This is a genomic window from Nocardiopsis sp. NPDC006198, assembly GCF_040613895.1.
Lineage (GTDB): Bacteria > Actinomycetota > Actinomycetes > Streptosporangiales > Streptosporangiaceae > Nocardiopsis > Nocardiopsis tropica.
On the sequence record NZ_JBEXSY010000040.1, the window covers coordinates 1 to 13691 of the forward strand.

General features: G+C 72.1%; 7 protein-coding genes. 1 reads left to right on the top strand and 6 read right to left on the bottom strand.

The window, feature by feature from the left end; genetic code table 11:
- Window positions 1-137: 137 nt before the first annotated feature.
- Window positions 138-1610, bottom strand: coding sequence for a glutamate synthase subunit beta (locus ABZ234_RS23215; RefSeq protein WP_267945757.1), 1473 nt, complete (start codon window positions 1608-1610; stop codon window positions 138-140).
- 32 nt (window positions 1611-1642) lie between these two features.
- Window positions 1643-6199 carry a glutamate synthase large subunit gene (gene gltB, locus ABZ234_RS23220; RefSeq protein WP_355013433.1) on the bottom strand — a complete coding sequence of 1519 codons (4557 nt, stop codon included), beginning with the start codon at window positions 6197-6199 and terminating at the stop codon, window positions 1643-1645.
- A gap of 571 nt (window positions 6200-6770) precedes the next feature.
- Here gltB and ABZ234_RS23225 point away from each other — a divergent pair.
- Entirely contained in the window at window positions 6771-8720 is a 1950-nt protein-coding gene (locus ABZ234_RS23225; RefSeq protein ID WP_355013434.1) for a bis-aminopropyl spermidine synthase family protein, read from the top strand.
- A gap of 215 nt (window positions 8721-8935) precedes the next feature.
- On the opposite strand, the gene ABZ234_RS23230 is transcribed toward ABZ234_RS23225, so the two are convergent.
- The 4 genes from ABZ234_RS23230 to ABZ234_RS23245 form a co-directional block, all read right to left on the bottom strand.
- Window positions 8936-10024 carry a hypothetical protein gene (locus ABZ234_RS23230; protein WP_355013435.1) on the bottom strand — a complete coding sequence of 363 codons (1089 nt, stop codon included), beginning with the start codon at window positions 10022-10024 and terminating at the stop codon, window positions 8936-8938.
- A 156-nt stretch (window positions 10025-10180) separates the two neighbouring features.
- Window positions 10181-11419 (bottom strand): hypothetical protein, encoded by a 1239-nt coding sequence (locus ABZ234_RS23235; protein ID WP_355013436.1) that lies wholly within the window; start codon window positions 11417-11419, stop codon window positions 10181-10183.
- Window positions 11420-11517: 98 nt separating this feature from the next.
- Window positions 11518-12630: a prolipoprotein diacylglyceryl transferase gene (gene lgt, locus ABZ234_RS23240; RefSeq protein ID WP_344181753.1), complete on the bottom strand. Its 1113-nt coding sequence runs from the start codon at window positions 12628-12630 to the stop codon at window positions 11518-11520.
- A gap of 55 nt (window positions 12631-12685) precedes the next feature.
- Entirely contained in the window at window positions 12686-13663 is a 978-nt protein-coding gene (locus ABZ234_RS23245) for a thioredoxin domain-containing protein (RefSeq protein WP_355013437.1), read from the bottom strand.
- Between the last annotated feature and the right edge of the window lie 28 nt (window positions 13664-13691).

Consider the following 13691-nt stretch of genomic DNA (forward strand, 5'->3'; position numbering starts at 1 on the left):
GGCAGGCACCGGCAGGCACCGGCAGGCACCGGCAGGCACCGGCAGGCACCGGCAGCCGGGAACGCGTCGGGCGCGGGGGGTGTTCCCCCCGCGCCCGACGCGTGGTGTGCTGCGGTGTCCCGCGGTGCGGGCGTCCCCTAGACCAGGGGGCGCTCGGTCGGCGGGATGGCCACCGGCAGGTTGGTGCCGCCGGGGAGGCCGGTCCCGGTGGCGAGGAAGCGGTCCACGCCCGCGGCGGCGGAGCGGCCCTCGGCGATGGCCCAGACGATCAGCGACTGGCCGCGCCCCATGTCGCCGGCGCAGAAGACGCCGTCGACGGTGGTGCGGTAGTCGCTGTCGCGCACGACGTTGCCGCGGCCGTCCAGTTCGACGCCGAGCTGGTCGATCATGCCCTCCTTCTGCGGGCCGACGAAGCCCATGGCGAGGGTGACCAGGTCGGCGGGGATCTCGCGCTCGGTGCCCTCGACGGGCTCGAAGCCGTTGGGGCCGCGCTTGACCTCGACCAGCTTCAGCGCGCGGACGTTGCCGTCCTGGTCGCCGAGGAACTCCAGGGTGTTGACGGAGTAGATGCGCCGTCCGCCCTCCTCGTGGGCGCTGGTGACCTTGTACAGCATCGGCATGGTCGGCCAGGGCTGGTGGTCGGGCCGCGTCGCCGGGGGCTTGGGCATGATCTCCAGCTGGGTGACCGACGCGGCCCCCTGGCGGTGGGCGGTGCCGACGCAGTCGGCGCCGGTGTCGCCGCCGCCGATGACGATGACGTGCTTGCCCTCGGCGTGGATGGGGGCGCGGTCGTAGTCGCCCTCCTGCACCTTGTTGGCCAGGGGCAGGTACTCCATGGCCTGGTAGATGCCCTTGAGCTCGCGTCCGGGTGCGGGCAGGTCGCGCCAGGCGGTGGCTCCGCCGGTGAGGACGACGGCGTCGTGGCCGGCGCGGAGCTCGTCGACGGTGATGTCGACGCCGATCTCGACGCCGGTGCGGAAGGCGGTGCCCTCCGCGGTCATCTGGGCGAGGCGGCGGTCGATGTGCCGCTTCTCCATCTTGAACTCGGGGATGCCGTAGCGGAGGAGGCCTCCGATGCGGTCGGCGCGCTCGTAGACGGTGACGTCGTGGCCGGCGCGGGTGAGCTGCTGTGCGGCGGCGAGCCCGGCGGGGCCGGAGCCGACGACGGCGACCTTCTTGCCGGTGCGTGTGGTGGGGGGCAGGGGCTTGACCCAGCCCTCCTCCCACGCGCGGTCGATGATGGAGACCTCGACGTTCTTGATGGTGACGGCGGGCTGGTTGATGCCGAGCACGCACGCGGACTCGCAGGGGGCGGGGCAGAGCCGGCCTGTGAATTCCGGGAAGTTGTTGGTGGCGTGCAGGCGTTCGATCGCCTCGGCCCAGTCGTGGTTGTGGACGAGGTGGTTCCACTCGGGGATGAGGTTGCCGAGCGGGCAGCCGTTGTGGCAGAACGGGATGCCGCAGTCCATGCAGCGTGAGGCCTGCTTGGTGACGGTGGCGCGGTCGAAGTCCTCGTACACCTCGCGCCAGTCCTGGATGCGGACGTCGACGGGGCGGTGGGCGGGGAGTTCCCGCTCGGTGATCTTCAGGAAACCCTTGGGGTCGGCCATGGTGTTTCTCCTCCTCTCGTGTGGGCCGGCGCTCAGGACTGCGCGGAGGCCATGACGGCCTCGTTGACGTCGCGGCCGTCTCTTTCGGCCTCTGCCTGGGCGAGCAGGACCCGCTTGTAGTCGCGCGGCATGACCTTGGCGATCCGGGCGAGGCCGGTGTCGCCCTGGGCGAGGATGCGCCGGGCGACGTCCGAGCCGGTCTCGGCCAGGTGCCGGGTGAGGACGTCGGTGAGGTAGGCGCGGTCCTCGTCGGTGAGGGCGTCGATCTCGACCATCTCGGTGTTGACGCGCCGGGCGTCCAGGTCCAGGACGTAGGCGATGCCGCCGGACATGCCGGCTGCGAAGTTGCGGCCGGTGCGGCCGAGGACGACGGCGCGTCCGCCGGTCATGTACTCGCAGCCGTGGTCGCCGATGCCCTCGACCACGGCGAGCGCGCCGGAGTTGCGGACGCAGAAGCGTTCGCCGACGACGCCGCGGAGGAAGATCTCGCCGGAGGTGGCTCCGTAGCCGATGACGTTTCCGGCGATGATGTGGTCCTCGGCGACGAGCCGGGATTCGGCCGCGGGGCGGACGACGAGGCGGCCGCCGGAGAGTCCCTTGCCGACGTAGTCGTTGGCGTCCCCGGACAGGCGCAGGGTGACGCCCTTGGGCACGAAGGCGCCGAAGGACTGTCCCGCGGATCCGGTGAAGGACACGTCGATGGTGTCGTCGGGGAGGCCGTCGGCGCCGTAGCGCTTGGTGACCTCGTGTCCGAGCATGGTGCCGACGGTGCGGTTGACGTTGCGCACGGGCAGTTCGAGCCGGACGGGCCGGCCGAAGTCGAGCGCGCCCTCGCTGAGCTGGATGAGGGTGTTGTCCAGGGCCTTGGCGAGGCCGTGGTCCTGGATGCGCTGGTGGGTGCGGTGGTCGCCGGTGCGGGGTTCGACCTCGTGGAGGATGGGTGCGAGGTCCAGCCCCTGGGCCTTCCAGTGGGTGACGGCTTCGGTGGTGTCGAGCAGGTCGACGGCGCCGATGGCCTCGTCGAGGCTGCGGAAGCCGAGCCGGGCGAGGTACTCGCGGACCTCCTGGGCGATGAACTCGAAGAAGTTCACGACGTGGTCGGCCTGGCCGGAGAACCGTGCGCGCAGGGCGGGGTTCTGGGTGGCGACGCCGACGGGGCAGGTGTCGAGGTGGCAGACGCGCATCATGACGCAGCCGGAGACGACGAGGGGCGCGGTGGCGAAGCCGAACTCCTCGGCGCCGAGCAGTGCGGCGATGACGACGTCGCGTCCGGTCTTCATCTGGCCGTCGGCCTGGACGACGATGCGGTCGCGCAGGCCGTTGAGCAGGAGGGTCTGCTGGGTCTCGGCGAGGCCGAGCTCCCAGGGGGTGCCCGCGTGCTTGAGGGAGGTGAGCGGCGAGGCGCCGGTCCCCCCGTCGTGGCCGGAGATGAGGACGACGTCGGCGTGGGCCTTGGAGACGCCCGCGGCGACGGTGCCGACGCCCGCTTCGGAGACCAGCTTGACGTGGACCCGTGCGGACGGGTTCGCGTTCTTGAGGTCGTGGATGAGCTGGGCGAGGTCCTCGATGGAGTAGATGTCGTGGTGCGGCGGCGGGGAGATGAGCCCGACGCCGGGGGTGGAGTGCCGGGTGTCGGCGATCCACGGGTAGACCTTGTGGCCGGGCAGCTGTCCGCCCTCGCCGGGCTTGGCGCCCTGGGCCATCTTGATCTGGATGTCGTCGGCGTTGCTGAGGTAGTGGGAGGTGACGCCGAAGCGGCCGGAGGCGACCTGCTTGATGGCGCTGCGCCGCAGGTCCCCGTTGGCGTCGGGGGTGAAGCGGGCGGGGTCCTCGCCGCCCTCGCCGGTGTTGGACTTGCCGCCGAGGCGGTTCATCGCGATGGCGAGGGTCTCGTGTGCCTCGGCGGAGATGGAGCCGTAGGACATGGCTCCGGTGGAGAAGCGCTTGACGATCTCGGAGACGGGTTCGACCTCGTCGACGGGGACGGGTTCGCGCACGCCCTCGCGGAGGCGGAAGAGCCCGCGCAGGGTCATGAGCTTCTCGGCCTGGTCGTCGATCTTGGAGGTGTACTCCTTGAAGATCTCGTACGTGCGGGTACGGGTGGAGTGCTGGAGCTTGAACACCGTCTCGGGGTTGAAGAGGTGGGGTTCGCCCTCGCGGCGCCACTGGTACTCGCCGCCGACGTCCAGGCGCCGGTGGGCGCCGGGGTTGGCGGCGTGGGCGCGGCGGTGGCGGATGGCGACCTCTTCGGCGAGGACGTCGAAGCCGACGCCGCCCAGGCGTGAGGTGGTTCCGGTGAAGCAGCGGTCGATGACCTCGGCGCCGAGGCCGAGGGCCTCGAAGATCTGGGCCCCGGTGTAGGAGCTGACGGTGGACACGCCGATCTTGGACATGACCTTGAGGACGCCCTTGCCGAACGCCTTGACGGTGTTGCGGACGGCCGTGTCGGCGTCGACGCCGCCGAGGGTTCCGCGTTCGACCATGTCGCGGACGGTGGCGAGGGCCAGGTACGGGTTGACGGCGGAGGCGCCGTAGCCGACGAGGAGTGCCACGTGGTGGCATTCGCGCACGTCGGCGGCTTCGATGAGGAGGCCGACCTCGGTGCGGGTCTTCTCGCGTACCAGGTGGTGGTGGACGGAGCCGGTGAGCAGGAGCGAGGGGACGGGTGCGCGGTCGGCGCCGGCCCCGCGGTCGCTGAGCACGAGGATGTGCGCGCCGTCGGCGATGGCCCGGGACACCTCGGTGTTGATCTGGTCGAGGCGTGCGGAGAGGGCGTCCCCGCCGCCGTCGACGGGGTAGGTGCCGTCGACGGTGTAGGTCCTGAGGGCGGGGTTGTCGCGGCCGGCGGCGACGATGGCGGCGAGTTCGGCCTGGTCCACGACGGGTGTGGGCAGGACGAGCCGCTGGGTGTCGCCGGGGGCGGCGTCGAGGATGTTGTGCTCGGCGCCGAGGAGGGTGGACAGGCTGGTGACCATCTCCTCGCGGATGGCGTCCAGCGGCGGGTTGGTGACCTGGGCGAAGTTCTGCGAGAAGTAGTCGAAGAGCTGCCGGGAGCGGTCGGAGAGCGCGGCGACGGGTGTGTCGGTGCCCATGGAGCCGATGGGCTCGGCTCCGGTGCGGGCCATGGGGGTGAGGATGACGCGGAGTTCTTCCTCGGTGTAGCCGAAGACCTGCTGGGCGAGGTTGAGCTCGGTGACGGGGACGGGGTCCGCGGCGGGGAGTTCGGCCAGGCGCAGGACGCCGGAGTCGATCCACTCCTGGTAGGGGTGTTCGGCGGCGAGTTCGGCCTTGATCTCCTCGTCCTCGATGATGCGGCCCTGCGCGGTGTCGACGACGAAGATGCGGCCGGGCTGGAGGCGTCCCTTGCGGACGACGGTGGCGGGGTCGATGTCGAGGACTCCGGCCTCGCTGGCGAGGACGACGAAGCCGTCCTCGGTGACCCAGTAGCGGCCGGGGCGCAGCCCGTTGCGGTCCAGGACGGCGCCGACGACGGTGCCGTCGGTGAAGGACACCGAGGCGGGGCCGTCCCAGGGCTCCATGAGGGTGGAGTGGTACTCGTAGAAGGCCCGGACGGCCGGGTCCATCTCGGTGTGGTTCTCCCACGGCTCGGGGATCATCATGAGCACCGCGTGCGGGAGGGTGCGTCCGCCGAGGTGGAGGAGTTCGAGGGCGTCGTCGAAGGACGCGGTGTCGGAGTCGTCGGGGTCGACGATGGGGAAGATGCGGTCGAGGTCGCCGGGGATGAGGTCGCTGGCGAGCTTGGCCTCGCGTGCGCGCATCATGTTGCGGTTGCCCTTGACCGTGTTGATCTCGCCGTTGTGGGCGACGAAGCGGAACGGGTGGGCGAGCGGCCAGGACGGGAAGGTGTTGGTGGAGAACCGGGAGTGGACCAGGGCGAGGCCGGACGCGTAGCGCCGGTCGGACAGGTCGGGGAAGAACGGTTCGAGCTGCGGGGTGGTGAGCATGCCCTTGTAGGCGATGGTGCGCGGGGACAGGCTCGGGAAGTAGACGTCGGTCTCGTGCTCGGCGCGCTTGCGGACGCAGTAGGCGTGGCGTTCGAGTTCGATGCCGGTGAGGCCCTCGGTGGGGGTGCCCGGGGTGCCGGTGATGAAGAGCTGCCCGAAGTAGGGCATGGCCTGGCGGGCGGCGGGGCCGCTGTACTGGGGCTCGAAGGGCAGTTCGCGCCAGCCGAGGAGGGTCAGCCCCTCGTCGGCGACGATGGCGTCGATGGCCTCGACGGCGGCGGCGCGCTCGGCGGCGTCGACGGGGAGGAAGGCGATGCCGGTGGCGTAGGCGCCGGGCTCGGGGAGTGCGAAGTCGCAGACCTCGGTGTAGAGCTCGTGCGGGATCTGGGTGAGGATGCCCGCGCCGTCACCGTCGTCGGGGTCCGCGCCGGAGGCGCCCCGGTGGTCGAGGTTGCGGAGGACGGTGAGCGCCTTCTCGACGATGTCGTGGCTGCGCCGGCCGGTGAGGTCGGCGACGAAGCCCACACCGCAGGCGTCGTGCTCGAAGGTGGGGTCGTACAGGCCCTGGGAAGTGGATTCTGCGTTCGTTCGGACGGACGAACGCCGCACCTGAGCAGCGGGCATCTACCCTCCCTGTCGTCTCTTGTCGGCTTTGTGAAAAGCGCATTCGGGACGACATTGGCCCTGCTGCGTGCGGATGTAGTTGTGTGCCGCGTGAGCGGCGGTTCCCGCTGGGCGGGCGCCCTTCGCGCTACCGTCGCGCGTCCACGTCCTCGTGGTCGCCGGTGGCGGTCGGGGTCCCTGTTTCGGGCGGGTTCCCTTATACACGCTGGTCCGGCCGCGATGCGAATCGAAGGTCTAGACCAGATGGCGCCGCGGTGCGCCGGTGTTCGCGGTTCGCCCGCGGGGGGCGGTGCTGTCCCTCTCGGTTGTCCCCGATGAGGGCTGGCCTAGCCGGTTTTTCCACGAGGGAACCCCGCTAAACCTCCCAAAGTGGATAAAACCCCGACTGTGGGTCGGTGTTCCGCTCCGGGACCGCGTGACGCCGTGTACCGGTGGTCAACATTACCCCGGCGTTAACGCACCGCCCAAGGGGGCCCGGGTCCCCCACGTGGGTGATCTGTCCCTCACCCGAGACGGACCGTTCTGACCTGGGCGGCCACGGCCACCCGCCGACCCGTGGGACCATCGGTGGATGGCAGGCCACCCGACTTTCCCGGACCCGGACGACCACGGTTCCGCACCCCCCGACCACACCCCACGAACACCAGGAGTCACGGTTTCGGACACCTCCCCCGCGCACCCGCCCGGGGGCGCGCCGCCGCTGCCCGAGGCCGCGTTGCGGCTGCTGCGCGACCACGGCGTGGACATGCCCCGGCTCCGCCGGGTCCTGGCGCTGCTCGCCGACGGCCGGTGGTGGGGCGCCGACGACCTGGTCCGGGGTACGGGTGTCGCGTACACGCTGGTGTCGTCGCTGCTCAAGGCGCTGGACGAGGCCGGCGAACTCGCCACCGAGAGCGCCGGCCGCCAGAGCCGGGTACGCCTGGCGCGGCCCTCCGGCTACGCCGGCGCGGCCGGCGCGGCCGGCGACGACCTCGCCGACCCCGTGGCGCACCTCCTCCCCCGGTACGCCCGCGCCCACGCCGAGCTGGCGCGAGCCGTGGCCGAGGGACCCGCCTCCGACCTGGACCTTGACCACGTCACCGCGACCGCGGAGACGGCGCTGCGCCGCGCCCTGTTCCTGGCCACGCGCTTCGACCTGCACGACCGGGTCCTGCTGTGCGTGGGCGACCACGACCTGACCTCGATCGCGCTGACGCTCGTGTGCCCCGGCGCCCGGGCCGAGGTCGTCGACATCGACGAGCGTGTGCTGGCGCACATCGACGCGCTGGCCGACAGGCTGGACCTGCGGGTGCGGACCCACACGGCCGACCTGCGCCTGGGACTGCCGTCCACGGTGCGCGGCGTCGCGGACGTGGTGTTCACCGATCCCCCGTACACCGCCGACGGGGTGGAGCTGTTCGTGCGCCGCGGCGTGGAGGGCATGGCCGACCCCCGCCGGGGGCGGGTCCTGGTGGCGTACGGCGCCAGCGAGACCACGCCCAAGCTGGCGGCCGCCACCCAGTCGCGGCTGGCGCGGATGGACCTGCTGTTCGAGGCGGTGTGGCCGGACTTCAACCGGTACCACGGCGCGGAGTCCATCGGCGCGGCCTCCGACCTCTACGTGCTCCGGCCGCTCACGCGCGCCCCGGCGCCGCCCTCGGGCGACGCCGCCAGGGTGTACAGCCAGGGGGTGAACGCCAAGGAGGCCCGGGGCGGCCTCGACGCCGGGCGCGCCCGTGCGGTGCTCGACCGCGTGCGCGAGGACCTGGACGGCCGGGGGGCCGCGGACAGGGGCCGCGGGGACGGCGACGGGCGCGGGGACGGCGACGGGCGCGGGGACGGCGGCCGGACCGCCGCCGGGGGCGCGGAGCCGACGCTGGTGGGCGAGTGGCCGTCGGAGGTGTCGGCGGCCGGGCGGGTACGGCTGTCCACCTGGATGGACGCGCCCGCGCCCGTGGGCGACTGCGCCGTGCTCAACCTGACCGGCGGGTGGGAGCGGCTGGCGGCGCGTGCGGCCCTGGCCTCCGCCGCGGACACGGTGTACGCCCTGGTCCCCTCCTCCGCGGCGTGCGTGCGCGACGCCGCGGGGCAGCGGGGTCTGCGCGCCCTGGTGGAGCCCCGCTTCCGGGTGCGGTTCCTGCGCGGGTTCGGCGCCGACGACCTGACCGCGGTACGCCTGACGCGGCGCCCGCCGGACGTGGACGAGCCGGGTGCGGGCGCGCCGGGCGGGGCGCGAGCGCGTGCCGAGGAGGGCCGGGGAGGGGTCCCGGAGGGCGAGCGGGCGCAGGGGGTTCCGGACGCCGCTGTCGACCTCCTCCTGACCCACGTGCAGGAGCGGGCGCACGGCACGCTCACCGCCACGCTGAGGGCCGGGCTCGTCGAGGTGTCGGCGCTCGGGGGCCGCCCGGCCAACAAGCGCACCGCGCGGCAGGCCGTGTCCACGGCGCCGTGGTGGCTGGCCGGCCACACGCTGCTCGACCTGCCCGAGCACCGCTTCGCGGAGCTGCGGGGCGTGGCCGCCGCACTGCTCGCCCAGGTGTAGGTCCCGCCCCGGCCTGCGCCGCGCGGGGCTGTCCGGGGCAGCACGGCGCCGGTGGGGCCCGACTCCCCCGGTCGCCACGCCACGGGCGGGGACACCCGCCCGCCGGACCCCACCGGGGCCGGTGGACGGCCGCACGGGGTCCGCGGGGGAACTCCCGCCCCGGCACGCGCGGAGGGGCCCGGAGGACGTGTCCTCCGGGCCCCTCCGCGCGCGGTTCAGCCGGTTCCGGTGCCGAGGCCCTCGGTTCCGGCGGGGTCCTCCGCGGTGCCCTGCGTACCCGCGGGGTCCTGCACCGTGCCGTCGGTTCCGGCCGGGTCCTGCACCGTGCCCTCGGTCCCCGCCGGGTCCTGCACCGTGCCCTCGGTCCCCGCCGGGTCCTCGACGGCGCCCTCCTGCGTGCCCTCGTCCGGCTGGCCGGTCCCGGAGCCGTCGTCGAGCTGCACCATCCGCCGGTAGAGCGGGTCGCGGAAGTTCGCCAGCGCCACGAGCGGGCCGGAGAGGCTGACCCTCTCCTCGACCGACTCGGATCCGGTGGGCTGGACCCACACCACGACCAGGTAGTGGCCGCTGACGATCGCGTCGCTGGCGCTGTAGCCCTCGCCCAGGCGGTCGAACGGGTCGGCGCCGGAGGGGGAGAGCACGAACCCGGGGTCCGGGGAGGCGTCGCCCTCCCCTTCGGCCCCGGCCTCGTCCGCCTCGGGCGCGTTCATGGCGGCGGCGACGGCCCTGCTCCCCTCGACGTCGGCGAGGTTGAACACGGCCGTCACGCCGAAGTAGGTGTCGGAGACGTAGGTGGCGCGTCCTGCCTGGGTGCAGTCGGCCTCGGCCAGGGCGGTGCGGACCTGCTCCCCCCACACCGCGGCCGAGCAGTCGTCGCTCAGGTCCGAGTCGCGCAGGGTGAAGTCGATCTCCTGGCTGGAGATCTCCGCGTTGCGGCTCTCGAACAGCTCTCCGGCGTTGAGGGCGCGGCTGTCGTCCTCACGGGAGGTCAGCACCTCGTTCATGCGGCCGGTGTCGATCACCCGGTACATGACGGGCCGGGTCTCCTGGGCGGCCTGGTCCGCTCCGCCCCCCTCGCCGAGGCGCATGTACAGCACGGTACCGAGCACGGCCAGTGCCACGACGGCCACTCCGGCCACCACGAGGAGGGGACGGCGGCGCCCCTTGGTCTCCTGCTTCCTCCGGCCTCCGGCCCGGCGGCGCCCACCCGTGCGGGAGGACGGCCCCGCCGACACCTCGTCGGACTCGCTGTTTTTCCTCCGGCGTCCGGCGGGACCGGACGCCGACGGTTCAGAAGGGGACACCCAGTGGACCTTTCCTCGGATGCGGGCCGGCCGCGCGCGCGTGGCCGGCCCGGTTCGCTTGGGGAGAGGGGCGGAAAGCACCCCGCCCGCACGACCCTGGCGGAAGGGTCGATCTGTCCGAGATCCTATCGGGGCGTCCGACAGGGCGGGACAGGCCTACTCCTCGGCCCGACCCGCCTCGACGACCTCCTCGTAGATGAATTGCGTGGAGTTCATGGAGGCCACGCTCAGCTTCGCCAGGTCGGCGTTGTCGCCCGGGTCGGCGCCGTCGGTGTCGGCGACCCAGAACACCGCCAGGTAGTGGCCCATGACCTGGGCGTTCGCCTGGCTGTAGCCCTCCTGGAGGCCGGGAATGTCGTCGCCGTTCTGCGTGAGCAGGAATCCGGCGTCGCTCTCGGCGTTGGTCGGGTCCAGGGAGGCCTCGACGTTGGCGGCCTCATCGGCGTTGGCCAGGTCGAAGACGGTGACCTGTGCGATGTGCTCCTCGCCCGCGTCGGTGTACACACCGGTGGCGGCCTGGATGCAGTTCGCGTCGATGAGGGTCTGGCCGAGCTCCTCGCCCCACACCAGTGAGGTGCAGGAGTCGGTGACGCTGCTCTGGCGGAGCTCCAGCGTCATGTCGTCGAGCCCGATCTCGCCGACCGCCCCGAACACGGACTCCTCGGTCATCGGCTCCGCGCCCTCGGGGCGTTCGTTGATCGCGCCGAACACGTCCTCGCGGTTGGGCTCGGACAGGTAGAGCTCCGGTGTGAGGGTGCTGTGCCCCTCCGGCGGAGCCACGACCGAGTCGTCGCCGCCCGAGACCGAGCCCCCCGACCCCGTGAAGAGCTGGAAGGTCAGCAGTCCGAGGAGGGCGACCAGCGCGATGCTGAACGCGCCCAGCAGGACGCCGAGGACGGCTGTGCCGCGCTTGCGCTTGCTCTGCTCGGCGAGGGTGTAGACGATCTGGTTGGGGCGGTCTCCCAGGACCGACACCTTCTTGATCGCGGACGCGGAGAAGGCCGAGACCTTGCCGACCCCGCCGCGCCTGGCCCCGGACGCCCTGCGCCTCGAAGCTCCGGCCGCGGTCGCCCCGCGGCCCTTCCTGCGGCGGGAGGACCGCCGGGAGCCTGCGGCCTCGTCCTCGGCCGGAGCCCCCTCCTCGTACTCGTCGTAGTCGTCGTACGCCTCGTCCCCGTCGGCCCGGTCCGCGGTGTCGGCGGTGTCGTCGGTGTCGGCGTCGGACGTGCGGGTGTGACCGTACTCCGCGGAGAAGTCCTCCTCGGGATCGTAGTCGTCCTCGCGGCCCTCGTCGTGGCCGTAGTCGTCGGCGTGGTCCTCGGTGTAGGCCCGGCCGGCGCGGCGTGAACCGCCGCGCCGTCCCCGGCGGCCGTACCCGGACTCAGCTCTGCTCACGGTCTTTCTCAATCGTCAACCCGTGGTCTGCTCGAAAGGTACAGGGCGTTCTCCGCTCCGCGGCCGGACACGGCCGGCCCGCGTTCAGGAGCCCTGCGCTACTCGGGCTTCGCCCCGGAATCGGTTCCCGTGTCTCCGGCGTCGTTCGCGGTCGAGCCCTCGGTACTAGATCGCTCAGGGCTCGGGTGGTATTCCGTGCCCGCCTCCTCTGAGCTGCCATTTTGCGTTCCGGAGCCCGTTTCTTCGCTGTCCACGGCGCTGTAGACGGTGCTGTCGTCGGGCACCTCACTGCCGGCTGTGGCGCCGAACACCTGGGTTCCGGCGTCGTGGCCGTAGGGGACGACGGCGGTGGAGAAGGAGTCGATGCGGCGTCCGGCCCACACGAAGTAGGCGAGCGCGCCGAGGAAGACGACGATGGAGGTCCAGTTGTTGAGGCGCATGCCCAGGAAGTCGTTGGCGGGGTCGACGCGCAGGTACTCGATCCAGAAACGGCCCGCGCAGTAGCCCATGACGTAGAGCGCGAAGAGCCGGCCGCCCTGGAGGGAACCCTCGAAGCGGCGTCCGGCCCAGGCCAGGAGCACGGCCAGGAGCAGGCACCACAGGGACTCGTAGAGGAACGTGGGGTGGTACGTGGTGACGCCGAACTCCATGCCGGGGCGCAGGTGGCCCTCGGGGTAGGGGGTGATCTCCACGGCCCAGGGCAGATCGGTGGGCGCTCCGAACAGCTCCTGGTTGAAGTAGTTGCCCCAGCGGCCGAGGGCCTGGGCGAGGGGGATGGTGGGGGCGATCGCGAACGACAGCTTGGACATGGACAGCCCGCGCTTGCGCGCCACCAGCCACACGCCCACGGCGCCCAGGGGCACGGCGCCCCAGATGCCGAGGCCGCCCTCCCACACGTACAGGGCGCGGATGGGCTCGCGGCCCTCGCCGAAGTACAGCTGGGCGTCGCTGATGACGTGGTAGAGGCGGCCGCCGATCAGTCCCAGGATCACGGCCCAGACGGCCATGTCCATGATGGTGCCCTTCTCACCCCCCATGGCTGCCCAGCGGCGCTCGCTCCAGACCACGGCGACGACGACGCCGGCGAGGATGCACAGCGCGTAGAAGTGGATCTGGAGGGGGCCGATCGGGATCGCGTTGATCTGGGGGCTGGGGATGGCCGCGAGGGCGCGGCCGAGCCCGGCCGCGCCCTCGGAAGCTGTCGACGACAGTGTCACTGCTCTGCTCTCGGGTTCGCCCCGCGTGCGGGGGGTGCTGTCAGGGGTGCTACTCCGCGCCCCCGTCACCCATGGGCTGGGTGTCGACCTCACCGGCGTCCGCGGAGGCGATCGCCTCGTTGAGGCCCCTGACCGTCATGGCGGTGTTGTTGTCGAGCAACTCGCCGTTGAGGTACACGGAAGGAGTGCCGCGGAACGTGTTGTCTCCGCTGTAGCGAGTGTAGGCCGTTCCGGTGGCGGTGATGATCTCGCCCGTGTAGGTGCCGTCGAGGAAGGCGGGGTCGTGCCCGTTGTCGGCTCCCCAGGAGATCAGGTCGGACAGGACCATGGTGCCGAGGGTCTCCTCGCCGATCTCCGCCATGGCGTCCTCGGTGAGCGCGGGCAGGTAGTCCTCGGTGAACGTGGTGACGACGGCGGCCTCCTCGTCGATCCGCCGGTCGAACTCGCCCTCCTGCTCGGCGTTGGCGTCGGTCTGGCGGAACCAGTCCTTGAGCTCGTCGACGGTGAAGCCCTCGTTGCCCTCGGTGGGCTGGTTCTCGAAGAGGATGTCGTTGTACTCGACGAAGTAGCCGTGCTCGGCGGCGGCGCGTGCGGCGGCGCCGGCGCGCAGCGAGTTGCTGCTGATGGGCACCGGCTGCTGGGCGAAGATGCTCACCGGCCGGTAGTGCACGATGGCGTTGCCCTCGGCGGCGTTCCGTTTGAGGACGTCGCCGTTGAGCAGCTCGAACTGGCGGCAGGCGGGGCACTGGAAGTCGGCGTAGACCTCGACGACGGGCGCCTGCGCGCCCTCCTGGGCGAGGACGACGCTGCCGTCCTCCTGGAGGACCTGGGGCGGGAGCGCCCCTTCGTACCCGGAGCCGCGGCGGTCGGCGTTGAGCACGGCGAACCCGATGCCGACGACCAGGACGACGACGGCCGCGGCGGCGCCGATGACGATGAGCGTCTTGGTGCGTTTGGCCGCCCGCTTCTCCCGTTCGCGCTGTTCCCTGATTTTCTCGCGGGAGCGCTTGCGCGCTTCACTCCCCATGCTTTCCCCTGTTTCTACTGCTGGAGGT

What these genes read in the sequence shown, in the direction of transcription:
- ABZ234_RS23215 (WP_267945757.1), bottom strand. Translation starts at nt 1,610, where the DNA reads ATGGCCGACCCCAAGGGTTTCCTGAAGATCACCGAGCGGGAACTCCCC.
- gltB (WP_355013433.1), bottom strand. Translation starts at nt 6,199, where the DNA reads ATGCCCGCTGCTCAGGTGCGGCGTTCGTCCGTCCGAACGAACGCAGAA.
- ABZ234_RS23225 (WP_355013434.1), top strand. Translation starts at nt 6,771, where the DNA reads ATGGCAGGCCACCCGACTTTCCCGGACCCGGACGACCACGGTTCCGCA.
- ABZ234_RS23245 (WP_355013437.1), bottom strand. Translation starts at nt 13,663, where the DNA reads ATGGGGAGTGAAGCGCGCAAGCGCTCCCGCGAGAAAATCAGGGAACAG.